The sequence below is a fragment of the Streptomyces sp. NPDC029122 genome (assembly GCF_055569445.1).
Window position 1 is genome coordinate 124,220 of sequence record NZ_JBVHWK010000001.1, and the last position, 25,632, is coordinate 149,851.

13 protein-coding genes are annotated in these 25,632 nt (G+C 71.3%); 12 read left to right on the forward strand and 1 reads right to left on the reverse strand.

Going from position 1 to position 25,632, the window contains the following annotated elements:
* Positions 1-88 precede the first annotated feature (88 nt).
* Entirely contained in the window at positions 89-196 is a 108-nt protein-coding gene (locus ACZ4WZ_RS00530; RefSeq protein ID WP_158688462.1) for a keywimysin-related RiPP, read from the reverse strand.
* 1,035 nt (positions 197-1,231) lie between these two features.
* Between ACZ4WZ_RS00530 and vioC the strand changes: the two genes are divergently transcribed.
* The 12 genes from vioC to ACZ4WZ_RS00590 all read left to right on the forward strand — a co-directional run bounded on the left by vioC (position 1,232) and on the right by ACZ4WZ_RS00590 (position 25,600).
* Entirely contained in the window at positions 1,232-2,296 is a 1,065-nt protein-coding gene (vioC, locus tag ACZ4WZ_RS00535) for an arginine beta-hydroxylase, Fe(II)/alpha-ketoglutarate-dependent (protein WP_467883712.1), read from the forward strand.
* Positions 2,297-2,306: 10 nt separating this feature from the next.
* The gene (vioD, locus tag ACZ4WZ_RS00540) at positions 2,307-3,461 is read left to right on the forward strand and encodes a capreomycidine synthase (RefSeq protein ID WP_467883713.1); all 1,155 of its coding nucleotides are present in this window, start codon (positions 2,307-2,309) and stop codon (positions 3,459-3,461) included.
* Positions 3,458-4,705, forward strand: a complete 1,248-nt coding sequence (locus tag ACZ4WZ_RS00545; protein WP_467883714.1) for an MFS transporter — start codon at positions 3,458-3,460, stop codon at positions 4,703-4,705. The genes vioD and ACZ4WZ_RS00545 overlap by 4 nt, the downstream gene beginning before the upstream one ends.
* A gap of 118 nt (positions 4,706-4,823) precedes the next feature.
* Positions 4,824-5,513 carry a thioesterase II family protein gene (locus ACZ4WZ_RS00550; protein ID WP_467883715.1) on the forward strand — a complete coding sequence of 230 codons (690 nt, stop codon included), beginning with the start codon at positions 4,824-4,826 and terminating at the stop codon, positions 5,511-5,513.
* Positions 5,510-6,346 (forward strand): mycofactocin-coupled SDR family oxidoreductase, encoded by an 837-nt coding sequence (locus tag ACZ4WZ_RS00555; RefSeq protein ID WP_467883716.1) that lies wholly within the window; start codon positions 5,510-5,512, stop codon positions 6,344-6,346. Before ACZ4WZ_RS00550 ends, ACZ4WZ_RS00555 begins: the two co-directional genes overlap by 4 nt.
* Positions 6,347-6,479: 133 nt before the next feature.
* Positions 6,480-9,278 carry a non-ribosomal peptide synthetase gene (locus tag ACZ4WZ_RS00560; RefSeq protein WP_467883717.1) on the forward strand — a complete coding sequence of 933 codons (2,799 nt, stop codon included), beginning with the start codon at positions 6,480-6,482 and terminating at the stop codon, positions 9,276-9,278.
* 78 nt (positions 9,279-9,356) lie between these two features.
* A complete protein-coding gene (locus ACZ4WZ_RS00565; RefSeq protein ID WP_467883718.1) occupies positions 9,357-10,514 on the forward strand; it encodes a pyridoxal-phosphate-dependent aminotransferase family protein in 1,158 nt (385 codons plus the stop codon).
* On the forward strand, positions 10,511-13,813 hold the full coding sequence (locus tag ACZ4WZ_RS00570) for an amino acid adenylation domain-containing protein (RefSeq protein WP_467883719.1): 3,303 nt from the start codon (positions 10,511-10,513) through the stop codon (positions 13,811-13,813). The genes ACZ4WZ_RS00565 and ACZ4WZ_RS00570 overlap by 4 nt, the downstream gene beginning before the upstream one ends.
* A gap of 41 nt (positions 13,814-13,854) precedes the next feature.
* On the forward strand, positions 13,855-14,874 hold the full coding sequence (locus ACZ4WZ_RS00575) for a Rieske 2Fe-2S domain-containing protein (protein WP_467883720.1): 1,020 nt from the start codon (positions 13,855-13,857) through the stop codon (positions 14,872-14,874).
* Complete coding sequence (locus ACZ4WZ_RS00580) at positions 14,871-15,635, forward strand: glucose 1-dehydrogenase (RefSeq protein WP_467883721.1); 765 nt, start codon at positions 14,871-14,873, stop codon at positions 15,633-15,635. The genes ACZ4WZ_RS00575 and ACZ4WZ_RS00580 overlap by 4 nt, the downstream gene beginning before the upstream one ends.
* Positions 15,636-15,686: 51 nt before the next feature.
* Entirely contained in the window at positions 15,687-16,592 is a 906-nt protein-coding gene (locus tag ACZ4WZ_RS00585) for an NAD(P)-dependent oxidoreductase (RefSeq protein WP_467883722.1), read from the forward strand.
* Between the two features lie 98 nt (positions 16,593-16,690).
* Positions 16,691-25,600, forward strand: coding sequence for an amino acid adenylation domain-containing protein (locus ACZ4WZ_RS00590; RefSeq protein WP_467883723.1), 8,910 nt, complete (start codon positions 16,691-16,693; stop codon positions 25,598-25,600).
* Positions 25,601-25,632: the final 32 nt, after the last annotated feature.

A 25,632-nucleotide genomic window follows, 5' to 3' on the forward strand; every position in this document is an offset into this window, starting at 1 on the left:
AGTGGCCTGGTGGACGGGTGGCGGCTGAGTGCCGCCACCCCGTCGGGCCCGGCCGCCGCCGATTCAACGGCGCGGCCGGGCCCTCATGTCAGAGGAGCTGCTTGCCGCCGAGGACGTCCTTGGGCCCCGTGTTCTTGATCCCGGTCACCTTGCGGAAGCTGCCGGCCTTGGTGAGGGTGGGGCGCTCATACGTCATGGTCGAACTCCTTTTCGCTGTGGGGACGTGCGGTCTGCATGCGCATGCGGCGGTTTACGATCCGGAGATCGGTCATTCCGCTTTGACCACGCTACGTATGACGAGCGGATCATCACAGGGCGCTTCCGGTTCGCTCGCGGTGCGCCCACGGCGCTCACACGGCCCCGCGCGCCGTCTTACGGCTCCGCCCGCCGCCCCCGTCGCGGACATCCGACCACGTGCACCCCGCCCGTACCACCAGGGACGCAAAAACATACTTTTCGGCGGCGCGGGACGCAGGCAACCGCTGCGGCCGAACAGAGCACTTCGTGCCATCGCACCCGGCGCCGAGGGTGGCGTCACGCTGAAGGATCCGACGGAACCGACGGCGTGGTGCGCAACGCGGAAGCGCTCGAACTCCTGCTGATGGGCGAGCCGTACGCGGCGCTCGAAGCCCCGCAGTCCATCGGCGGCGCTCGTCGACCTCAGTTGATCGCACAGAGGTTCGGAGGAGCGGCTTGGCTAATGCATCAACCATTCGAAATTCGGTTGACCCTCCCACCCCCCGCCGCTAGATTTCCGGCATACGGAAGCTCAATTCCATTCCTGGGAAAGGATGTTGACTGCGGGATCAATGTCAGCGCCAGACGTGGCCGCTCTGATCTGATTGAGCCGCGAGACCGTTCGACCGCAGAGCTCCTCGAGCGCACACCACACCGCTCACGTCCGGCCCTGAGCGTCGGCCGCCCGCCGCAGACCCGCGGCACCGGGGCCACCTGACCACGGCAACCTGACGCCGTCGCACCCGCGGGGCAACACCCTGCCGAGTCGGCCGGCGCCCCGCGCATCCTCGGGGGCTTGCCCGGTCCCCCGACGGCCCACTGCCGACACGCCATGTCGACGCGTGCGCAGCTCGCACCGTACGGCTCAGCGGTCCTCCCTTCGGCACGCTCGGAACACTCGGCACGCCGAAATGACCAGCCCGAGAACTGCTCCACCGCAACCGACGACAGGCCTGTGCGGCTCACGCTGCCGCAGGCCGGGGGTGAAACAGCAATGACCAAGAGCGTGACCGACCCATCCACCTCCCTCCCGACCGACGACCAACCGCCTGTGATCACGTACGGGCTCTCCCAGGAGGAGGCGGCCCAGGCCCTCGCGCTGGCCGAGACGTGTCTGTCGGCGTACGGGAGCGCGTCAGCCCCGGAGTTCCAGCGGGACGCTCCGGTGCTCGCCGCGGATCTGCCCAGATCCCTGAGGACCGCCGTCAACTCGGCACGGCTGCAGGACAGGTTGCACGCGCTGGTCATCAAGGGCAATCGCGTGGACGGGGCGGCCCTGGAGGACACCCCGACGCACTGGCGCGACGCGGACACGCCGGGAAGTCGGGTGCACGCCGTACTGCTGTCCCTGTACGCGGCGTTGCTGGGAGACGCCATCGGGTGGGCCACTCAGCAGGACGGCAAGGTGATCACCGATGTGCTGCCCATCCCGGGGTACGAGGACAGCCTGGTCAGCTCCTGCAGCGAGCAGGAGCTGGGATGGCACACCGAGGACGCCTTCTCGACGTCGCGTGCGGACTACGTCGGGCTCTACTGCCTGCGGTCACCGGAGCGCATTCCCACCACGCTCGCGGGTGTGGACCTCGCGCGGGTGCCGGGTGTGATCGCCGACGTCCTGGCGCAGGAACGGTTCCACATCCTCCCCGACTCCTCCCACGACGCGGCCAACAACTCCGATGGCGGCGGGGCGAATCCGGAGGCCTTCGCCCGCCTCGCGCAACAGCAGAAGGAGCAGGAGCCGGTGTCCGTCCTCGGCGGCAGCCCGGACGCACCGGTGCTGCGGATCGACCGGGACTTCACGGTCGCCCGGGACGGCGACGCCGACGCGTCCGAGGCGCTGCGCTGGATCATCGCCCACCTCGACGAGCAACTGTACGACTTCGTCCTGGACCCCGGTGACGTCGCGTTCGTCGACAACCGCAACGTGGTGCACGGCCGGCGTTCCTTCCGCCCGCGCTACGACGGCCGGGACCGCTGGCTCAAGCGCGTCAACGTCGTCGCGGACCTGCGGCGCACCCGTCCCGATCGCGCCGGCGCGGCCACACGTGTGATCGGTTGAAGGAGAGCACGTGACCCTGCACGACATCGCGCCCGCCCTGCTCGAGGACTGGCTGCGCAACCGCTACTTCTCCGCCCGCTACGACATCTCCAGTTCCGGTCTGACCCCGTGCACGCTCGGCGAGTTGCGTCGGAACCTGGGCATCGACAGCGCGGATCTGGACGCCATTCCGTTCCGGGACAGCCCGTCGACGGGCAGTGAGCGCCTGCGAGAGGCCATCGCCGCTCGCTACGCGCCGGGGCATGCGGACCGGGTGATGGCGACCCACGGCGCGAGCGAGAGCCTCTTCCTCGCCATCGCCGCCCTGGTGAAGCCCGGGGACGAAATCGTCACCCTGCGCCCCGTCTATCAGTCCCTCTCCTCCATCGCCGCAGCGCTCGGCGCCCGCCTGCGGACGTGGGAGCTGCGCGCCGAGGACGGGTTCGTTCCGGATCTGGAGCTGCTGCGGGCGGTGCTGACGCCGCGCACCCGCGCCATCGTGGTCAACTTCCCCCACAATCCGACCGGGACCACCCTCTCCCGCGCGCAGTACGACGACCTCCTCCGACTGGTCGACAGCCACGGTTGCCACCTGCTCTGGGACGCGTCCTTCGCAGAGCTGGCCCACGATGCCGATCCGTTGCCCGAGCCGACCGGCCGGCTGGAGCGGGCACTGTCCTTCTCGACCCTGTCCAAGGCCTACGGTCTTCCCGGCCTGCGGGTCGGCTGGTGCGTCGCCCCGCGTCGGCTGATACCCGAGATGGTGCGGCTTCGCGACTACCTCACCATCAGCACGTCGCCGGTGGCCGAGCACTTGGCCGCGGTGACCCTGGAGCAGGCCGACCGTGTGCTGACCCCGCACCGGGAACTCGCCTTCGAGAACCGCGCGTTGCTCCTCGACTGGGCCGCACGGCATCCCGGTCGGATCGACCTGCCGACCCCTCTCGGCGGCGTGACCGCCTTCCCCCGCCTCGTGGGAGTGCCGGACGTGACCGCGTTCTGCGACGCCCTCGAAGCGGAGGACGGGGTTCTCGTCGTGCCGGGTGACTGTTTCGACCACCCCGACCGGATCCGGGTCGGATTCGGCGGGCCGGCGTCCGAGCTCTTGGCCGCCCTCGACCTACTGGCGGCGCGCGTGCGCAGGACGTCCGGGGTGCGCACGCCGGGCGAGCGGGGGGCGCAATGACCACCGAAGCGACGGCCCCGGAGCGAACAGCCACCGCCCACCCCGTCCGGGCACTGCTCGCCCACCGGCCCTATTGGATCTGGACCCTGATAGTCCAGCTCGTGAACGGACCCGCCCTGATGGCGGCCATGGCCTTCGCGGGTCTCACCGCCGTGAGTACCGGTTCCGCGAAGGACGGCGGCGTCATGGTGGCCTCGCTGATCCTCGCCGACGTCGTCTCCTCCGGCCTCATCGGCAAGGTCGCGGACCGTACGTCGGGCCGGACCGTTCAGGTGGCCTCCGCGTCCCTGGCGGCGCTAGGACTGGCATCGGTCGGTCTGGCAGCCGGCCTCGGCGCGCCGCTGGCCGTGCTGTGCCTGCTGTGCGCGGTGGCCGGCATCGGCCTCGGGGGCCTGACCGGACTCACCCGTACGCTCCTCAACTCGGCCGTTCCGGAAGGGCTGGTGCAGCGCGGGCTCGCCATCAATGCCACCGTGATGGAGCTGCTGGTCGTCGGAGCCCCGCTGATCGCGGGGGCCGCGATCGTGCTGTTCGGCCGGCTCGGCGGCGTGGCGGCGATGGCCGGCGGCTGTGCCGTACTGGCCCTCCTGCTGGCCTTCTCCCGTACGGCGGCACGTCCGTCCCGGAACGACCCGCCCGAGCACGACGGACGGGGCGAGCAGGACCGCTCCGAGAAGCAGCGCGAACCGCTGTGGAATCTGGGATTCATCGCCTGGGTCGCGGTAGGCGTCGCCTTCAGCCACACCCTCGGCGCCATCGAAACGGCAGCCCTGCCGCTGGCCCACATGCTGGGGTCGGGCACCTTCGGCGGCGGAGCGATCATCACGGTCCTCGCCGGGAGCAGCGCCCTCGCCGGAATCGGCTACGCCGTCCTGACGGACCGGCTGCCCGGCGGCCCCGGAGCGCAGGCGGGTGCCCTCCTGGCGGTGGTCGCCGTGGCGGCCGTCGGGGTGGGGCAGGCACGCGGCTGGACCGCCCTGCTCGCCGTCGTGGTCGTCGCGGGCCTGTGTACCGCTCCGCTCAACGCGATCCGCTCCTACGCGGTCGAGGAGACCATTCCGGAGCACCGGCGCTCCGAGGGATTCGGCTGGCTCTACACGACGGGGGCCTGCGGGTTCGCGGCCAGCGGTCTGGGTCTGACCGTGCTGCCGTTGCACATCGCCCTCACCGCGCCCGCCGTGAGCTGCCTCGTGGCCGTGGCCCTCCTGACCGCCGCCGCGGTGCGACGCCGCCGGGCGGCCTGACCGTCGGTCCCCCGCACGACGGTGCCCGCCGGGAGGGGCTGTTCCCCGTCCGCGGGGCCGGCTCGCGCCCGCGGCCGCACCCGTACAGCCCCATCGATTCACAGGAAGGCGATCCAGCATGTCGAAGTCATTGGTCTGTCTGCCGTTCGCGGGAGGAGGGGCCGGCTTCTACCGGGCCTGGCCCAAGAACCGGTTGGCGGGAACGAGCGTCCTTCCCCTCCAGCTCCCCGGACGCGAGGAGCGGTTCGGAGAACAGCCGCACACCGACGCGCAGACCGCCACCCGCGATCTGGTGCGGTCCCTGGAAATGAGGACCGAGGGCCCTGTCTCGCTCTTCGGCCACAGTCTCGGTGCGGTGCTCGCCTTCGAGTTGGCGAGGGAGTTGGAAGCCCGTGGAACGGTCGAGCTGTGTCACCTGTTCGTCAGCGGATCGCCGGGCCCCTGGACGGGCCGCAGTGAGCGGGCCACCGGTCTCGGGGACGACGAGTTCGTCGAACAGGTCGCGCGCTTCGCCGGATACCGCCATCCCGCGCTGGACGACCCCGTCCTGCGCGAGGTGCTGCTGCCGACCTTGCGGGCCGACACGGAAATGCACGAGGACTACAAGCCCTCCTCGGCCGCCCCCCTCTCGGTCCCGATCACGGCGCTGCGCGGCGCCGACGACACGCTCGTCTCGAAGGAGGAAGCCGGCCAGTGGGCGGCGGCCACCCGGGGTGGCTTCGCGTACGTGGAACTCCCGGGAGGCCACATGTACCTGGCGGAGTCCGCCGAGCAGCTCCTCGACACGATGGGCGAGGTCCTGGGATGAGCGGGGGCCCCGCCCTGGAAGGCAAGGTCGCCCTCATCACCGGCGCGGCCCGGGGCCTGGGCCGCGCCTGCGCGGTCCGGTTCGCGCGCGAGGGCGCCTCCCTCGTCCTCGCCGACATCGGAGGTGACATCGACGGGGTGCCCTACCCGCTTGGTTCGGCAGCACAGCTCGCGCACACGGCGCGGCTGTGCGGGCAGGAGGGCGCCGCCGTGCTCTCCGTGGGTCTGGACGTCCGCGACAGCGGTTCCGTCGCGGACGGCGTGGAGCGGGCACTCGACCGCTTCGGGAGGATCGACGTGCTCCTGAACAATGCCGGGATCGCGTCTCCTTCCGGCAAGGCCGTCCACGAGATCACCGACGACGAGTGGGCGTTGATGCTCGACGTCGACCTCTCGGGGGCCTGGCGCATGATGCGGGCCGTGGCACCGGGGATGGTCGCGAACCAGTCCGGCAGCATCGTCAACATCTCCTCGACCGCCGGCCTGGTCGGATACCGGCACTTCGCCGGGTACGTGGCCGCGAAACACGGTCTCGTCGGCCTGACCAAGGCGGCCGCTCTGGACTACGCCCCGCACCGGATCAGAGTCAACGCGCTGTGCCCCGGTTCGGTGCGCGACGACCCTGCTGTGGACGGGCGCATGCTTTCCGAGATCGCCCGGTCCCTCGACGTGTCGGTCGAGGAGCACGAGGAGGTCTTCCTCCAAGCCCAGCCCATGAACTCCCTGATGGACCCGGCGGACGTCGCCGGAGCCGCCCTGTGGCTGGCGGCCGACGACTCCCCCCGGGTGACAGGGAGCGTACTCACGGTCGACGGCGGTTTCACCACTCGGTGAGACCCGCTCCGGTACCGGCACCACGTCGCAGTTCGAACAGGAGATTCCCATGGTGGCCACCCACCGACCCCTGCGGGCACACGCCTCGCTCCACAGTCTGGTAGTGCCCTGCGCGAACCCCCCGGCTGCGGAAGTGCTGCACCAACGCCTGACGGACATCGCCGCGGACGCCGAGGGCTGGAGCTTCTGGGAGGCACCCACACCAGTCCCGTCCGCCGATCCGGCGGCGCCGCGGTACGTGCGGCGCGAGGCCGAGCGCCCGCTGCGCTCCGCACAACGCCTGCGCGTCGTACTCGTCCGCCACAGCGACGGCGCCGGTGCGCTGGTCCTCGTGGCCGACCGCGCGACACTGTCCCGTACGGACCTGAACCGGACGGCGAGCGCCCTCGCCACGGGCGCCGAACTGCGCATCACGCCGCACGCCGCCCCCGCGCCGCCGCGTTCGACGGCCGTGCCCCCGTGGGGCCTGGGCGAGCCGCACACCACGGGCCCCGGGGAGCCCATCCCCTTCGAGGTGCCGGGCGGACGGCCGCTGGACGTCGCCCTGCTCGCCCTCGCCGCAGCCGTCGTCCTCACCCGCTACGAGCCGGACGAGTCCCCCCGCGTAGGAGTGCTGGACCCGGACGGCGGCCCGCACGCGCAGGAGATCACGTACGTCCACGAACTCGATCTCTCTCCCGTCGAGGGGGAGCGGCCGGCCGCCTTCGCGAACCACGTCTCGTACGCGCTCAGCGGCGCCGGCACACCGTCCGCCGAAGCCGTCGGAACGGTCCTGCCCTGCGTCGGAGTGGTTCTCGGCGACGCCGTGGCCGGGCAGGTCTACCGGCCCTGCCTCGCGCCGTACTTCCCCCTCACCCTGCACGCGGAACGGCAGCCCGACGGCTCCGTCCGGGGCGGCTGCGCGTATGACCCGACCGTCGTGGCGACCGCGGTGGCCGAGGCGTTCACGCGCGGGGTGGCGCGGGTCGCCGCGCAGCTGGCCGCCGGCGGGGAGGACACCGCGACGGTCACCGTCATGCCGTCGGACGCCGCCGAGGCTTCGCACATCGCCTTGCTCGGCACCGGCCCCGCACGGGAGCGCGCCCACGCGACCGAGCCGCGGGCCGGCATCCATGACCGGTTCCGCGAGGCGGTCCGCACCCGTCCCGATGCGATAGCGGTGAGCGGCGCGGGGACGGAACTGACCTTCCGCCGGCTCGACGAGCTGGCGGACGACATGGCCGTCGCACTGCGCGGGCTGGGCGCGGACCCGGGCCGGATGGTGGGCGTGTGCCTGGAACGGGACCCCCTGCTGGTGGTCACCCTGCTCGCGGTGCTCAAGGCAGGCTGTGCGTACGTTCCCATGGACACCCGCTATCCGGAGGATCGGCTGCGCTACGTCACCGCGCACGCCGACGTCGCCGTGGTCGTCACCGATCTGCCGGACTTTCCCGACGTCGGAGGTGTCAAGCGCGTCGGTCCGCGGGAGCTGCTGAGTCTCGCCGCCACGGTGCCGTCCGGGGCCGATGTGGCACCGCAAGGGGACGGGGACGCGCCCGCCTACGTCATCTACACCTCGGGTTCCACGGGCCGGCCCAAGGGTGTGGTGGTGCCCCACCGCAACGTCCTCGCCCTCGTGGACGCCACGGAGGAGGACTTCGGGCTCGGCCCGCACGACGTGTGGACGATGTTCCACTCGAGCGCCTTCGACTTCTCGGTCTGGGAGATCTGGGGTTGCCTCCTCACGGGCGGGCGGCTCGTGGTGGTCCCGTACTGGATCACACGTGACACGGAGCGCTTCCACGGACTCCTCGCCGAGCAGCAGGTGACCGTGCTCAGTCAGACACCCTCGGCGTTCGGGCAGCTCGTGGCCGCCGACCGGAATTCGGATGTCCGGCTCGCCGTGCGGCTGATCGTCTTCGGCGGCGAGCCGCTCGACACCCGGATGCTCCTGCCCTGGTTCACCCGGTACCCGCCCGCCTCCTGCCGTCTGGTCAACATGTTCGGAATCACCGAGACCACCGTGCACGTGACCGCCGAGACGATCACTCCGGAGTCGGCCCTGCGCGGCTCGCGTTGCGTCGGCCGGCCGCTACGGGGCTGGTCGGTGACCGTGCGCGACGACGGGGGGCAGCTGCTGCCGGCCGGTGCCGCGGGCGAGATCTGGGTCGGGGGCGCGGGGGTCGCGGACGGCTACCTCGGACAGCCGGAGCTGACCGCGGAGAGGTTCGTCCTCGACCCGTCCGGCCGCGAACGGATCTACCGCAGCGGCGACAAGGGCCGGCTCCTGCCCGACGGCCGCCTGGAGCACCTGGGCAGGATCGACAGCCAGGTCAAGCTTCGCGGCTTCCGCATCGAGCTCGACGAGATCCGCCACGTCCTGCTTTCCTCAGCCGACGTCCTCGCCGCGGCCGTCGTCCTCGATCCCGGGGACCAGGGCGATCCGACGACCGCGCGCATCGACGCGTACGCCGTACTGAGACCCGGCGCACGCCCGGCGGAGGTGCTGTCGCACGCGCGAAGGACTCTTCCCGATTACATGGTCCCGACCACCCTCACTCCCGTGGACGCCATCCCCCTGACGATCAACGGGAAGCTGGACCCCTCCCGTCTGCCCGCCATCGGAAGCGGGCCGGCGCCGGCCGTCGTCCGGGACGGCGGGCGCGGCGCTCCGGCAGACGCCCCCTCGGCGGATCCTCTCGAGGAGGCCGTGCTCGACCTCTGGCGGCGGCGCCTCGGCACCGAAGTGAGCGTCCAGGACAACTTCTTCGAGCTGGGCGGCAATTCACTGCTCGTCGTGCGCGTGATCGCCGAGCTCAGGGAGCTGGGACTGCCGAAGGTCTCGGTCCAGGAGTTCTACGGCAACTCGACCGCCGGTCGGTTCATCGAGCTCGTGCGCAGCCGCAGCGGCGGGGACACGACCACGGAGCCGACCGCGGATCGGACGAACTGATCCCCGCCGCGACCGCACGTACACCGCTGCGGCGAACCGAACGCTTCTCCACCCACACCAGAATCACGAGGCCCACGCATGCTGTCCAAGTACCGTCTGATGGTCCCGGGACCCACGCCGCTGCCGCCCGCGGTCACCATGGCCGCGGTGCGACCGATCGAGGATGAACGCACCCCCGAATACGCAGCCGTCTTCCGGCGGATCCTCGACAACCTGAAGAAAGTGTTCCGCACCGAGAACAGCGTCCTGGTCTTCACCTCCAGCATGACCGGCGCGTTCGAAGGGGCCGTGCAGAACCTGCTCTCGCCGGGAGACCACGTCCTGGTCGCGGTCAACGGCGTGTACGGCGACCGATGGGCCGCGCTGTGCCGCGCATTCGGCCTGCGGGTCACCGAGGTGGGCGCTGCCTGGGGCGAAGCCGTGGACATGGGCGAAGTGGCCCGCACACTGGCCGAGCACGGCGACATCACGGCGGCCATCGCCGTGCACTGCGAGACCTCGACGGGCGTCGTCAACGACATCGAGGCGTTCGGGCGTGCGGCCGCGGACGTCCTGAGCGTGGTCGACACCGCGTCGGGTCTGGGGGCCTGCGAACTGCGGACCGACGACTGGGGCATCGACGTCGTCGTCGCGGGCGGCCAGAAGGCCCTCATGACGCCGCCCGGTGTGGCCTTCGTCAGCATCAGCGAGAACGCCTGGCGGCATCACGGGAAGGCCACGCTGCCCCGGTTCTACTTCGACTGGACCCAGGTGCGCGCCACGACCGAGAGCGCGCTGGCGCACACCCCGTGGACGCCCGCCATCACCCTGCTCAGCCAGCTCGACGCGGCGCTGGGGCAGATCCTGGAGGAGGGCCTGGACGACGTCCTGCGGCGGCACGTCGTCCTCGGCAGGATGGTCCGGGCTGGTGTGCGCGCCATGGGCCTGGAGGTGTACGGCACGGATGACGACCGTGCCGGGTCCGTCACCGCCGTGCGCGTGCCCCGGGGCGTCGATGTCGAGGCCCTCATCCGCTCGGCGTTCCTGCGGCACGGCGTGCAGTTCGCGGGCGGTCCCGGCGCGCTATCGGGTCACGTCCTGCGGATAGGCCACTGCGGTTACGTCGACGCTTTCGACGTGCTGAGTGCGCTCGGCGCCCTCGAGCTGTCGCTCTGCGACACCGGACACGACCTCGTCGTCGGAGAGGGAGTAGCGGCCGCGCTGCGCACCTTCCACGCATCGGCGGATGCGGTATGACGCCCTCCTCGACCGCCGAAACGGCGAGGGCCGCCCACGACGACTCCGCGGCGGACGCGCTGCGGCCGCTGACCGAGCTCTTCGCCGAGCAGGCGGCCCGCCGTCCCGACGCACTCGCGGTCCTCGGCGACGGCCGGCGGCTGACGTACCGGGAGCTCGCCGATGCCGCCGCCCGGCTGGCGGGCCGGCTCGCAGCCCTGGGGCTGGGGCCGGGTGACCGGGTCGGGGTCTGTCTGCCGCACTCCCCCGACCTGTTGATCGCCCTGCTGGGCATTCTGACGACCGGGGCGGCCTACGTCCCGCTCGACCTCGACTACCCGCCCCAGCGCCTGGAGTTCATCGCCTCCGACCTGGCGTTGAGCCACGTCGTCGTCTCGGACGAGACAGCCGGAAGCTGTCCGGCCCGCTCCGCCCGGCTCGTCCCCGTCCACGAACCGGACGCGGCACGGGGCGACGGGCCGCACGAGCGGGCCGCCGGGCGGGTCCCGCCGAGGGCACCGGCAGGCGAGGACCCCGCCTGCGTCATCTACACCTCGGGATCGACCGGGCGGCCCAAGGGGGTCCTCATACCGCACCGGGCCCTGACCAATCTCGCTCTGGCAGCCGGAGAGGAGTTCCGGCTGGTGCCGGGGGACCGCTTCCTCGTGAACCTCTCGGCCGGCTTCTCAGGATCCCTGGAGGAGCTCTTCCCCCCGCTGGTGCACGGGGCGGCCGTCGTCATACCGGCCGAACGGCAACGGCTGTCCACCGTGGACGGTCTCATGGCGTGCCTGCGGCGCCACGGGGTGACGGCACTCATCCTGACCACCGCGCTGTGGCACGTCGTGGTCCGTGAACTCGCCGACACCGGCGGGATGTTCCCCGCCCCCGTGCGACTGGTGGGGGTGTCGGGCGAGCGCTGCCACCCCGAGTTCCTGCCGCTGTGGGCGCGCCTCCGGGTACCGCTGGTGCACATCTATGGTCCGACCGAGTACACGGCGACCGTCACCTACTACACCCTGCCCGCGGGGGCATGCGTGCCCGAGGGGGCGCTCCTGCCCATCGGCAAGCCGATCCGGGGCACTCGGGTGCACATTCTGGACCCGGCCCTGCATCCGGTCGCCGAGGGGGCGGAGGGAGAACTGTTCGTCGGCGGCGACTCGCTCGCCCTCGGCTACCACGACCGGCCCGGACTCACGGCCGCGCGATTCGTCCCGGACCCCTTCGCGCCGGACGCCCCGGACACCCACCGGTCACGCCTCTACCGGACCGGAGACAGGGTGCGCCGTCGGCCGGACGGCAATCTGGAGTTCATCGGCCGCGTCGACGACCAGATCAAGATCCGCGGATACCGGGTCGAGCCGGGGGAGATCGAATCGGCGCTTGCCCGTCACCCCGGCGTACGGCAGTCCGTCGTCACCCTGGCCGAGAGCACCGGCGGGCACCGCCGACTGGTGGCCTACGTGGTGCCCGCCACCGACCCCGGGGCAGCACCGCCCACCGACGCCGAGCTGAGCGCCGCACTCGCGTCCGAGCTGCCCGCGTACATGGTGCCCGCCGCCTACGTACGGATCGCCGCGATCCCGCTGAACAACCACGGCAAGATCGATCGGGCAGCCCTGCCCGAGCCTCCCGGGACACGCCCCGGCCTGGGAGTGGCCTACAGCGCACCGGGCACCGGCTCGGAGGCCTACCTGTGCGGGCTGTGGGCCGAACTCCTCGGCATCGACGAGGTGGGTGCCGACGATCCCTTCCTCTCCCTCGGCGGCGACTCGCTCCTGGCCCACCGCGTCCTCGGCCGGATCCGCGGTGACCTCCGCCGCCATCCAGAGGTCCGGGACGTGTTCGCCGCCACCACGGTGCGGCAACTGGCAGCCGTCGTAGACGCGGCGCCGCCCTCGGGCACCGAGTCCGCTCCGTTGCCCGGCCTCGCCTCGGCCGAGGTCCGCCGGGCGGACTTCGCCGAGCGGCTCGGAGCGCTCAGCGGCCTGCCGGTGCTCGGCCCCCTCTCGGAGAGCCAGCGCGGGATCTGGTTCCACGGACTGCTCGCTCCCGCCAGTACCCTCTACCTCACCCCCTGGCTGTGCCGCCTTTCGGGCCGCCTCGACCACGACGCCCTGCGGAAGGCCTTCGACGTCCTCGTCCTCCGGCACGAGGCGCTGCGCACCGCGTTCGCCAACATCGACGGCGAGCCCGCGCAGGTCACGGGCGCGCCCGCCACGTTCACCATCGAGGACCTGCGGGAGGTCCCCGACCCCGAGGCGGAGGCCCTGCGGCGCGCGGAGGCACTGGGCCGGGCGCCCATGGACACCGCGAAGGGTCCGCTGCTGCGGATGAGCCTGCTCCGTGTCGGGGACGAAGAGCACCTCCTCGTGTGCGCGGCGCATCACCTCGTCCTCGACGGCCGCTCGCAGCACGTGCTCCTGGAGCAGCTGGCCGACGCCTACGGCCGGGAACTCACCACGCCCGGCCGGCACCCGCAGCCGGTCGGAACCACGGCCCGGCACACCGATTTCGCCGCCTGGCAGACGGCGTTCCTCGACGGTCCCGAGGCCGCGGCCCAGCTCGACTGGTGGCGTGATCAGCTCGACGGCTGCACGCCGCTGTGGCCGATCACGCAGGAGGCCGGGACCCGACGCGGGCTGGGTGACGAGACCGGGGCCTCAGTCACGTTCGAGCTCGGTTCGCCCGCTGACCTGCGGCGCGCGGCCGTGGCCGCCGGTGTCACACCGTTCGTCGTGCTGCTCGCCTCCTTCCTGGCCGTGCTCCGGCGGGAGAGCGGGCGGGAGGACGTGGCGGTCGGCACGCCGGTCCTGGGACGGGGCCTGCCCGAGTTCCGCGACGTGCTGGGGATGTTCGTGAACACGCTGGTGATGCGGCCGCGTCTGCACGACGGCATGACCCACCACGAGGAACTCGACGCGGTGCGGCAGTGCGTCCTGGACGCCTTCGCGCACCAGGACGTACCCATCGACCGCATCATCGCGCACACCTCGGCCGGTACCCGCAGAAGGGTCGGCGAGAACCCCTTCTTCAACGTCCTGTTCACCTACGAACGCGACGCGTCCCAGGGCGTGGAATGGCCCGGGCTGACCCTCGGCCCTACGCGCGACCTGCCCACCGGCACGGCCCACACCGACCTCGTCCTGACGGTCACGGAGTACCCGGACCGCTTGGAGGGACGCCTCGACCACCGCACCGCCCGCATCGACGCGGACACCGCGGACAGGCTCGCGGCCGCCTGCCGCTCGCTCCTGGAGCACGGGCGTCCAGTGGCACCGGGAGCCGAAAGCCCGCCCGAGCCGGTGCCGTACACCTGAGCAGCGCCCGGCAGTACCAGCACTACCGAAGAGAGAAGACGATGGACCCGCGCGAGTACCAGCTCCTGCGCCACACCTGGTTCCCGGTCGCACGGATCGAGGACGTCACCGACCGGCCGGTCCAGGCCAACATCCTCGGCACCAAGCTCGTGGTGTACCGGGTCGGGGACACGGTGACCGTAGCCCGTGCCGCCTGCCCGCACCGCGGCGCCGACCTGTCCATGGGCGAGATCCGGGACGGCGGCATCGAGTGCCCCTACCACGGTTGGATCTTCTCGGCCGGCACCGGCATGTGCACGCACGTACCCTCCCTGCCCGCGGGAAGCGCTCCGGTGCGCGCGCACCTCCAGACCTACCGGGTGGCGGAGGCGTACGGCCATGTCTGGAGCTGTCTCGAGGAGCCCTACCTGCCGCTGCCCGCCCTGGCCGACGTGGGCACCGTCGAGTGGCGGCTCGCCTTCGGCGAGCCGAACGACCTCGACTGCGGGATGCGCCAACTCACCGAGAACTTCCGCGACATGGCCCACTTCCCCTTCGTGCACCAGGGAAGCATGGGACCCGACGTGCGCCGTGTCGTGGCCCCGTACCAGGTGCAGCGCGACGGCTGGGACCTCGAATGGCAGCTGTCCACCGACCTGGGCGGCACGGCCCTGGACGGGAACAAGGCACTCGGCACACGGCAGACGCTCACCTACCACCTCTCCCTGCCCATGTTCGCGTGGATCCGGACCACGTTTCCCGACGGCGGCCGCCGGCTCGTCGCGCAGTTCGCGACGCCCATCTCCGAAGACGGCCTGCGCGTGAGGGAGTTCTGGGTCGTCGGGATCGACAGGATCGTGGCGGAGGAGCACGGAGTGTCCATCGAGCAGATGTGGGAGTACGAGCGGATCGTCTTCGAAGAGGACTTCCCCATCGTGGAGAACCAGGAGCCGCGCGAAGCCCCCCTGGACCTACGCGGCCAGGCGCACGCACCCGCCGACAAGTACTCCATCGCCTATCGGCGCACCTACGTCGAGCTCCTTGAGACCTTCGCGGAGGAGAAGGGACTGGAGGTTCGGTGACCGGGCGCATCCACGCACCCCGCTTCGCGGAAGAGGTCGCACTGGTCACCGGCGCCGCCACCGGGATCGGCGCGGCAACCGCCCGTGCCCTGGCCGCCGAGGGCGCGGCCGTGGTCGTCAACCACTGGGGCACGGAGCGGCCGGCCCGTGCCGTCGTCGAGGCGATCGAATCGGAGGGCGGCCGGGCGTTGGCCGTCGAGGCCGACGTGTCCGACGCAGAGGCGGTCGCCCGGATGGTGGCGACGGCCCACGAGGCCTTCGGGCCGATCGGGGTCCTGGTCAACAACGCCGGCGTCATCTCCCGGGCCGCCGTCACGGAGCTCGAGGAGGCCGAGTGGGACAGGGTCCTCGACACCAACCTCAAGGGCGCCTACCTGGTCACCCGCGCGGTGGTTCCCGACATGATCGAGAACGGTCGCGGGCGCATCGTCAACATCTCCTCGGACCTCGCCCTCACCGGAGAGGCCCGGCTCGTCCACTACTGCGCGGCCAAGAGCGGGGTCATCGGCCTGACCAAGGCGCTCGCCCATGAACTGATCCCCCACGGCATCAACGTCAACGCGATCGCCCCCGGGATGACGGAGACGCCCATGCTCACCGCCAACCCCGTCACCTACAACCCGGAGCGCGAACGTTCCATCCCGGCGGGCCGCTGGGGCAGGCCCGAGGACATCGCGGCCAGCGTCTGCTTCCTGGCCTCCGCGGAAGCCGACTACTACGTGGGATGGCTGCTGAGCCCCAACGGGGGAATCGCCATGTGACCGCGCCCTGCCCCCGTACGAAGAAGCCACCCCCGACGAGGAAGAACTTCCATGATCAGGATTGCGGTACGTCCTCAGCCCCTCCCTCCGGTGCTGCGAACCGCCCTCGACCGGGCACCCTGCGAGCAGGTCCGGCCCGAACACGCCGAGGCGCTCGTCTGGCTGGGCTCGGACCCCGAGGCGCTCACCGCGGAACTCACCCGCATGCCGCACGTCCGCTGGGTACAGCTGCCGTGGTCGGGTGTGGAGGAGTACGCACCCTCCATGCGGCCCGGCCTGCGGTGGACCTCGGCGCGCGGAGTGCTCGCCGAGCCGGTGGCCGAGCACGCGCTGATGCTGTCGATGCTCGCTCTGCGCTCCGCTGACCGTTCGGTGCGCGAGGGGCGTTGGTCCCCGCAGGAGCCGCGGTCGCTGTACAACGCCGACGTGGTGATCGTCGGCGCCGGCGAGGTGGCGGGAGCACTGCTGCACCTCCTCGCCCCGCTACGGGCCCGGGCCACGGTCGTACGCCGACGCGCCGAGCCCGTGGCGGGAGCGGCGCGCGTCGTCACGTCCGACCGGCTGATCGAAGTCGTCGCGACAGCCGACGTGGTGGTACTCGCCGCCGCACTCACCGGCGCGACGCGCGGCCTGATCGACGGGGACGTGTTCGAGGCCATGCGCCCGGACGCCTGCCTGGTGAACGTGGCGCGCGGAGGACTCGTCGTCACCGACGACCTGATCACGGCGTTGCGCGAGCGGCGGATCGGCGCCGCTGCGCTCGATGTGACGGATCCGGAGCCGCTCCCCGAAGGGCATCCGCTGTGGGACCTGGAGAACTGCTTCCTCACGGCGCACTGCGCGGGTGATCTGCCTTACGCGTGGCCCGCCTTCGCGGATCTGGTCCGCGACAACATCGAACGCTTCGCGCGGGGCCGTGAGTTGCGGAACACCGTATCCCTCGAGTTCGGCTACTGAGCCACCCGCCCCCGGTGGCGCCCACGAGCAAGCACGACGCGGGAACGGTCCGACCGGCCCCGTGCTCACCACGCAGTTGACGAAGGGAATGTTCTTCCATGGCAGGGACTGACCGGGAACCCGGCAGCACCGGCGATCAGGCGCGGGCCTCGGCCGCGACGTGGTATCCGTTGTCACCCTCGCAGCACGGCATGTGGTTCCTCGACCAGCTCATGCCGGGCCGGACGCTCTACAGCATCCCGTGGGCCGTGCGCGTGCGCGGCCCGCTCGACGCGGCCGCGCTGCACGCGGCCGTCGACGAGACCGCCCGTCGGCACGACGCCCTCCGTTCGCGTTTCACCAGCACGGACGGGGTTCCGTCACAGATCGTCGACGAGGGCCAGCGTCCTGAGTGGCGGGAGACCGACCTCACCGACACCGATCGGGCTCACCAGGACCTGCTGCTCGCCAGGACGCTGCGGGCCGCGGGAGAACGCCCCTTCGACCTGTCCTTCGGGCAACTGCTGCGCGTGGAACTCGTCACGCTCGCCGCGCAGGACCACGTCGTCCTGTTCACCGCGCACCACATCGTCTTCGACGGCTGGTCCCGCGAGCTCCTGCACAAGGAGATCGACACCCACTACGAGGCCTTCACCGAGGGCCGGCCGAGCCCCCTGCCGCCTCCGCCCACACAGTACGGGCCCTACGCGCGGGGCCTGCGCGAGCGTCTTGACGGCCACGGGCTCAAGGAACAGCTCGAACACTGGGAAGAGCGCTTGCGCGGGGTCGGCGGGCCGCTCGAACTCCCGGGCGACCGTCCTCGTCCGTCCCGGTCCGACCACAGGGGCGCCGCCTGCCTGGTGCCCCTGCCCAAGGACCTGGAGGAGCGGATCCGGGCCGGGGCCAGGGAACAGCGCTGCAGTCCGTTCATGGTCTGTCTCGCCGCGTTCACGGCGTTCCTCCAACGGTCCACGGGGCGCTCGGACGTGGTCGTCGGCGTGCCGGCGGCGGGACGCACGCGCCCGGACGTCGTCGACCTCATAGGACTGTTCGTCAACACCCTGCCACTGCGCACCGATCTCTCGGGCACTCCCACCTTCACCGAGCTGCTCCGTCAGGTGCGGTCCACCACACTGGCGGCCTTCGTCCGCCAGGACGTCCCCCTGGACGCCCTGGTGCAGCGGCTGTGCCCCGAGCGTGATCCTTCAGGCCCCCATCCGCTGTTCGGGATCATCTTCTCGGCGGAGGACCGTACGCCGCGCCACGACGCGCGTCCGGGGCTCCTCGGCAGCGGCGAACACGAGGAGGTATGGACGGGCACGGCGAAGGTGGACCTCACCGTCACCGTCGTCATGGGATGCGACCAGCCCCACGTCCAGCTCGAATACTCCACCGCGCTCTATGACGAGGCGACCGTGCGCGGGTTCGCCGACCGGTACCTGAGGCTGCTGGCGGGTCTGACGGCGGAGCCCGACGCCCGGATCGACGAGCCCGCGATGCTCTCCGAGGAGGAGAGGCTGCGCGGCGAGCGAGAGGTCCTGACAGCGCCCGAGGCCCCGACGTCGGCCGACGCCGAGACCGGGCGTACGGCGACGGCGCCGGAGCTCGGGGAACTGACGAGGGAACTCCGCGAGGTGTACGCGAACCTCCTCGACCTGCCGGTGCGGGCGGACGGCACGCCTCCGGTGGCGGAGCACGAAAGCTTCTTCGAGGTCGGCGGCTATTCGCTGCTCGCCGTCCAACTGGTGGGCCGGATCAAGGCGAAGCTCGGCGTCGAGGTCGGGATCCTCGACGTGTTCGAGGCTTCGACGCCGGCGGGGCTGGCACAACGGGTCGCCGCCGCACGTCCGGCCGGGACCCGGCCGGCGTTGACACAGGCGGTGCGCCCCCAGGTGACACCCCTCTCGTTCGCCCAACGCCGGCTCTGGTTCCTGGCACAACTCGAAGGCCCCAACAGCACCTACAACGTCCCCGTCGTCTTGCGCCTCACGGGCACCATCGATCCGGCCGCGCTCGAAGCCGCGCTCGTGGACCTGGTGACCCGCCACGAAATTCTGCGCACCGTCTACCGGGTCTCGGAAGAGGAGCCCTGCCAGATCGTGCTCGATCCGGCGCAGGGCGCACCCCCTCTGGTCATCCGCCACTGCGACCCCTCGGAGGCCGAGCTCGAGGTCGACACCATCGTCAACGCGCCCTTCGACCTGGCCTCGGACCTCCCCCTGCGGGCGACCCTGATCACCACCGGCACCCACCATCACGTCCTGGCTCTGAACATCCATCACATCGCCTGCGACGGGTGGTCCCTGGGGCCGCTCGTGCAGGACCTCAGCCTCGCCTACTCCGCCCGTCTGGCCGGCAGCCAGCCGCCATGGGCGCCCCTGCCCGTGCAGTACGCCGACTACACCCTGTGGCAGCGCGCCCACCTCGGTGACGACGACTCCGGCCTCCTCGCCGACCAGGTCCGCTACTGGACGAAGGCCCTCCACGGCGCACCCCAGGAACTCTCCCTGCCCTACGACCGCTCACGCCCCGCCCAGCCGACGCACCGGGGAGCGACCGTGTCGTTGGAGATCCCCGCCGCCACCCATGCCCGGATCACCGCACTGGCCCGGGCCCACGACGCCACGGTCTTCATGGTGCTCCACGCCGCCCTCGCCGCCCTCCTGCACCGCCTCGGCGCCGGAGACGACATCCCCCTCGGAACGAACCACGCGGGCCGCACGGACGAGGCGCTGGACCGGGCGGTCGGCTTCTTCGTGAACACGCTCGTCCTGCGCACCGACCTCTCCGGCGACCCCACCTTCGAACAGCTCCTGAACCGCGTCCGAGACACCGACCTGAAGGCCTACACCCACGCCGACGTGCCCTTCGAACGCGTCGTCGAAGCCCTCAACCCCACCCGCTCCCCCGCCCGCCACCCCCTCTTCCAGGTGGCCCTGTGGTTCAACAACGCGTCTCCCACAGGTGGTGGAGCCCACCACTGGACCGGGCTGGACTGCTCCGTCGAGCAGGGTGGACTCAGAGCGGCCAAGTTCGATCTGATCTTCGATCTCGCCGAACGGCACGACGACCGCGGAGCACCAGCCGGACTCACCGGCGTCATCGAATACGCCACCGACCTGTTCGACCAGCCCACAGCCGACCTCCTGGCCCGCCGCCTCCAACACCTCCTCACCACCCTCGCCAACCACCCCCACCTCCCCATCACCCACACCGACATCCTCACCCTCCACGAACACCAACAACTCACCGCCCTCAACAACACCACCACCCCACCCCCCACCCACACCACCATCCCCGAACTGTTCGAAGCGCAAGCCGCCCGCACCCCCCACGCCATCGCCGTCCGCCACCACGACCAGCACCTCACCTACGCCCAGCTCAACGAACAAGCCAACCAACTCGCCCACCACCTCCGCACCCACGGAACCGGACCCGAAGACTTCGTCGCCCTCGCCCTCCCCAGATCGCCCGCACTGCTCACGGCCGCCCTCGCCGTGCTCAAGGTCGGCGCCGCCTACCAGCCGATCGACTTGAACTACCCGGCGGAGCGCATCGCCTACATCCTCCGTGACGCCGCGCCGGCCTGCGTCCTCACCACCGGAGACGTCGAGCACGCCCTGCCTTCCGGCGACACCGTGCGGGTGCTGCTGGAGAACGTGTACGGGAGGCCCCTTCCTTCGACCAACCTGTCGGACCGGGATCGCACCCGGCCCCTGGGGCCGCAGAACGCCGCATACGTCCTCCACACCTCCGGGTCGACCGGCCGCCCCAAGGGCGTGGTCGTCACCCAGGGCAACGTCGTCGACTTCTGTTCATGGGCCGCGCGTGACTACGGACGGGAGCGGATGTCCCGCACGCTCCTGTCCACGTCCCTCAACTTCGACGTGTCGGTCTTCGAGTGGCTCGTCCCGCTCACTTTGGGCGGAACCGTCGAGATCGTGCGGGATCTGCTGGAAGTCACCCAGCGGGGCGGCTGGTCGGGAACCCTCATCAGCGGCGTGCCGTCCGTGTTCGCCGCCGTTCTCGCGGGCGGCCCGGTGGAGCTGCGTGCCGGCGACGTCGTGCTGTGCGGCGAAGCAGTGCCGCCCCAACTGGTGAAGGATCTGCGCGCGGCGCTCCCGGAGGCCAGGATCGCCAACATCTACGGGCCCACCGAATGCACCGTCTACGCCACCGCCTGGTACGACGACGGCAACACCGCCGGTACCGCACCGATCGGCAGGCCCATGGCCAACACCCGCGCCTACGTCCTGGACGCGGGGCTGCGGCTGGTACCGCCGGGTGTGGCGGGAGAGCTGTACCTCGCCGGTGCGGGACTGGCCCGCGGCTACCTCGAGCGCCCGGACCTCACGGCGGAACGGTTCGTCGCGAACCCCTTCGGCCCGGCCGGGGACCGCATGTACCGCACCGGGGACATCGCCCGCTGGAACCGTGACGGACAGCTCGAATTCGTCGGCAGAGCGGACGACCAGGTCAAGATCCGTGGCTTCCGGATCGAACCTGCCGAGATAGCCGCCGTCATCGGCCGGCATCCCGGCGTGGGTCAGACGTTGGTGACCGTCCGCGAGGACCGGCCGGGCGAGAAGGAACTCGTGGCCTACGTCGTTCCGGCCGACCCTGCCCACGGACTTCACGCCGAGCCGCTGCGTGAACACACCCGAGCCCTGCTTCCCGCGTACATGATTCCCACCGCGTTCGTCGTCATGGACGCCTTCCCGCTCGCCCCGAACGGCAAGCTGGACCGGCGCTCCCTGCCCACGCCCGCGCGGGCGGCCAACACCTCGGCGCGCCTACCGCGCAACACCGTCGAGGAGTGTGTGTGCCGGGTCTTCGCCGAGATCCTCGACGCACCCGTCATCGGCGTCGACGACGACTTCTTCGGCCTCGGCGGTCACTCCCTGCTCGCGACCCGTCTGATCAGCCGTGTGCGGAGAGAACTCGGCGTTGAGATCGGGATCCGAGATGTCTTCGAGGCCTCGACGCCGGCGGGACTGGCACTGCGGGTGGCCGCCGCCCATTCGACCGGGAGCCGACCGGCATTGGTGCCGGCGGTGCGGCCGGCCGTCGTGCCCCTGTCGTACGCGCAACGCCGACTGTGGTTCCTCGCGCAACTGGAAGGCCCCAACAGCACGTACAACGTGCCGGTGGTGCTCCGCCTCACGGGCGCCATCGATCCCGCGGCGCTCCAGGCCGCGCTCGTGGACCTGGTGACCCGCCACGAGGTCCTGCGCACCGTCTACCCGGTCACCGGCGAGGAGCCCTGCCAGATCGTGCTGGATCCGGCGCAGGGTGCAACGGCTCTGGTCATCCGGAAGTGTGACTCCTCGGAGGCCGAGCTCGAGGTCGACACCATCGTCAACGCGCCCTTCGACCTGGCCTCGGACCTCCCCCTGCGGGCGACCCTGCTCAGCACCGGCACCAACCGGCACACACTCGTCCTGAACATCCATCACATCGCCTGCGACGGGTGGTCCCTGGGGCCGCTCGTGCAGGACCTCAGCCTCGCCTACTCCGCCCGTCTGGCGGGTATCGAGCCGGATTGGGCGCCCCTGCCCGTGCAGTACGCCGACTACACCCTGTGGCAGCACGCGTACATGGGCGACGACCACTCCGGCCCCCTCGCCGACCAGGTCCGCTACTGGACGAAGGCCCTCCACGGCGCACCCCAGGAGCTCTCCCTGCCCTACGACCGCTCACGCCCCGCCCAGCCGACGCACCGGGGAGCGACCGTGTCGTTGGAGATCCCCGCCGCCACCCATGCCCGGATCACCGCACTGGCCCGCGCCCACGACGCCACGGTCTTCATGGTGCTCCACGCCGCCCTCGCCGCACTCCTGCACCGCCTCGGCGCCGGAGACGACATCCCCCTCGGAACCGATGTGGCCGGCCGCGACGACGAGGCGCTGGACCGGGCGGTCGGCTTCTTCGTGAACACGCTCGTCCTGCGCACGGACCTCTCCGGCGACCCCACCTTCGAACAGCTCCTGAACCGCGTCCGAGACACCGACCTGGAGGCCTACACCTACGCCGACGTGCCCTTCGAGCGCGTCGTCGAAGCCCTCAACCCCACCCGCTCCCCCGCCCGCCACCCCCTCTTCCAAGTGATGGTGTCCTTGGACAACACGCCCGCCAATCCGGCCGCGGCGCTCAAGGGAGTGCGGGGTACCACCGAGACCGGCAGGCTGGCCTCGGCGAAGTTCGATCTGATCTTCGACCTCGCCGAACGGCACGACGACCGGGGAGCACCAGCCGGACTCACCGGTGTCGTGGAATACGCCACCGACCTGTTCGACCAGCCCACAGCCGACCTCCTGGCCCGCCGCCTCGAACACCTCCTCACCACGCTCACCACCCACCCCGAACTTCCCATCGGGCACATCGACGTCCTCACCGACAACGAGCGCCGACAACTCGCCAGCCTCAACGACACCACCACCCCACCCGCACCACACGCCACCGTCCCCGAACTCTTCGAAGCGCAAGCCGCCCGCACACCCCACGCCATCGCCGTCCGCGGCCACGACGGGCACCTCACCTACGCCCAGCTCAACCAGCAGGCCAACCGACTCGCCCACCGCCTCCGCACCCACGGCACCGGACCCGAGGACCTCGTCGCCCTCGCCCTCCCCAGATCGGTGCGGTTCGTGGTCGCGCTGCTCGCGGTGCTGAAGTCCGGCGCCGCCTATCTGCCGATCGACCTGGAGTACCCGGCCGACCGCATCGCGCAGATGCTGGACGACGCCCGCCCCGCTCTGGTCCTCACGGAAACGGCGGCGCAAGGCCGCCTGCCGGCGACCGCCACCCCCCCGCGCCTGGTGCTGGACGAGCTCGGCGCGTCCGTCGCGCGGTGCCCCGCCACGGACCCCGTGCACGACGCCCTGCGGCCGCACCACCCCGCGTACGTCATCTACACGTCGGGATCAACGGGCCGGCCCAAGGGCGTCGTGGTGACCCACGCCAACCTCACCCACCTGGCCGCGGCCTACGAGAAGGTGCTGCTCGCCTCGGGGAAGCCGTTGAGGATCGGCGCCATGGCGTCCTTCTCGTTCGACTCGTCGACCACCGACATCCTCGCCATGATGTCCGGGCACGAGCTGCACGTCCTCGACGAGAACACCCGGCGGGACCCGGACGCCCTCGTCCGCCATGCCGCGGCGTTCGGGCTCGACATGCTCAACATCACCCCGACCTACGCACGACAGCTGCTGGCCGCGGGGCTGCTCGCCGAGGACCGGCACCGTCCGGCCGTGCTCTGGATCGGCGGCGAGGACATCGGCAGGGACCTCTGGCAGGAGTTGGGCACGTACGCGGACCTGCGCGGCTACAACTCGTACGGACCGACGGAGTGCACCGTGGACGTCCTGTACGCCGAAGTCCGCGGGGGAGGCACCCCGACCCTCGGCAGGCCGCTGCCCAACACCCGGGTCCACGTCCTTGACGCACGGCTGGCCCCCACCCCGACCGGTGTGGCCGGCGAGCTGTACGTCTCCGGGGCCGGGCTGGCGCGCGGATACCTCAACCGTCCCGAGCTGACGGCCGAACGCTTCGTCGCCGACCCGTTCGGCGCGCCGGGCGAGCGGATGTACCGCACCGGGGACCTCGTACGGCTCCGTACCGACGGCACCCTCGAGTACCTGGGGCGCGCCGACCGCCAGGTGAAGCTACGCGGGTTCCGCATCGAGCCCGGCGAGGTCGAAGCCGCGCTCGTCTCGCACCCGGCGGTGGCGCAGGCCGCGGTCGTGGTCCGCGAGGACCAGCCGGGCGACCAGCGGCTAGTGGCGTACGTCGTACCGGAGGAGACGCACCGGTCCGGGGGCGTCAGTGCCGCGGAGCTGCGCGCCCACGTCTCCGCCGGCCTCCCCGGCCACATGGTGCCCGCGGCGTTCCCCGTCATGGAAGCACTGCCCCTGACCGTCAACGGAAAGCTGGACCGGGCTGCCCTCCCGGTACCGGGCTACACGGTCGACGGTTCGGTGCGGGGGCCTCGCGACCACCGGGAGGAGCGGCTGTGCGGAATCTTCGGGGAACTCCTCGGCGCGTCCCGCATCGGTATCGACGACGGCTTCTTCGACCTGGGCGGCCACTCCCTCCTCGCGGCACGACTGGTCAAGCGGATCGGTACCGAGCTGGGGATCGACGTGTCCGTCCGGGATGTCTTCGACACTCCCACGGTGGCCGGGCTGCTGGACGGACCGGGCGATCAGGGCGCGCGGAGGGAGAACTCCCTGCGCACCCTGCTGCCGATCCGGGCGGGCGCCTCGCACAGCCCCCTGTTCTGTGTGCATCCGGTGCTCGGGATGAGCTGGTGCTACGCGGGGCTCGCGGCGCACCTGGACCCCGTGACCGGGCTGTACGGTCTGCAGACCCGGGGACTGCTGGAACCGGAGCGGCTGCCCACGAGTGTCGCCGAGATGGCCTCGGCCTACCTCGCCGAGGTGCGCACGGTGCAGCCGACGGGTCCGTACCGTCTGCTCGGCTGGTCCTTCGGAGGTCTCGTCGCGCATGAGATGGCGGTACGACTCCGCGCCGCCGGCGAAGAGGTCGAACTGCTCGCACTGCTCGACAGCTATCCGAGCCGCGGTGACGGAACGGGAACGGGCGCCGACTGGGCCGAGGTGCTCTCGGACCTGCTCGGCGAGGGTGCGGACGTGGCGGGGGCACTCGCCGAGTACCCCGTGCGACCTGACGATCGGGCGCTCGCCGACCTCGTCGCGCGCGAGAACCCCGCGCTCGCCGCTCTCGAACCGACACGCGTCGCAGGGCTCGCCCGTGCGGTCGCCCGGCACATCGAGCTGATGGACCACCACACCCCCGGGCGCTACGACGGGGACGTCGTCTTCTTCCGAGCCACTCGCTCCTCGGACGGACTGACGCCGCCGTCCGTGAATGCCGCATGGCGGTCCCACGTGCTCGGTGACATCGAGATCCACGAGGTGGACAGCTCCCATCTGGGCATGGCCCAGCCGGCCCCATTGGCGCACATCGGCCGGGTGTTGCGGCACCTCATCCGGGAGGAACCGGCCTGAATGGCCGCAGGAGCCCGCGCGCAACCTGCCTC

Excerpts from the sequence above, each read along its gene's own strand:
- ACZ4WZ_RS00530 (WP_158688462.1), bottom strand. The coding sequence starts at position 196 with ATGACGTATGAGCGCCCCACCCTCACCAAGGCCGGCAGCTTCCGCAAG.
- vioC (WP_467883712.1), top strand. The coding sequence starts at position 1,232 with ATGACCAAGAGCGTGACCGACCCATCCACCTCCCTCCCGACCGACGAC.
- ACZ4WZ_RS00545 (WP_467883714.1), top strand. The coding sequence starts at position 3,458 with ATGACCACCGAAGCGACGGCCCCGGAGCGAACAGCCACCGCCCACCCC.
- ACZ4WZ_RS00550 (WP_467883715.1), top strand. The coding sequence starts at position 4,824 with ATGTCGAAGTCATTGGTCTGTCTGCCGTTCGCGGGAGGAGGGGCCGGC.
- ACZ4WZ_RS00555 (WP_467883716.1), top strand. The coding sequence starts at position 5,510 with ATGAGCGGGGGCCCCGCCCTGGAAGGCAAGGTCGCCCTCATCACCGGC.
- ACZ4WZ_RS00565 (WP_467883718.1), top strand. The coding sequence starts at position 9,357 with ATGCTGTCCAAGTACCGTCTGATGGTCCCGGGACCCACGCCGCTGCCG.
- ACZ4WZ_RS00570 (WP_467883719.1), top strand. The coding sequence starts at position 10,511 with ATGACGCCCTCCTCGACCGCCGAAACGGCGAGGGCCGCCCACGACGAC.
- ACZ4WZ_RS00575 (WP_467883720.1), top strand. The coding sequence starts at position 13,855 with ATGGACCCGCGCGAGTACCAGCTCCTGCGCCACACCTGGTTCCCGGTC.
- ACZ4WZ_RS00585 (WP_467883722.1), top strand. The coding sequence starts at position 15,687 with ATGATCAGGATTGCGGTACGTCCTCAGCCCCTCCCTCCGGTGCTGCGA.
- ACZ4WZ_RS00590 (WP_467883723.1), top strand. The coding sequence starts at position 16,691 with ATGGCAGGGACTGACCGGGAACCCGGCAGCACCGGCGATCAGGCGCGG.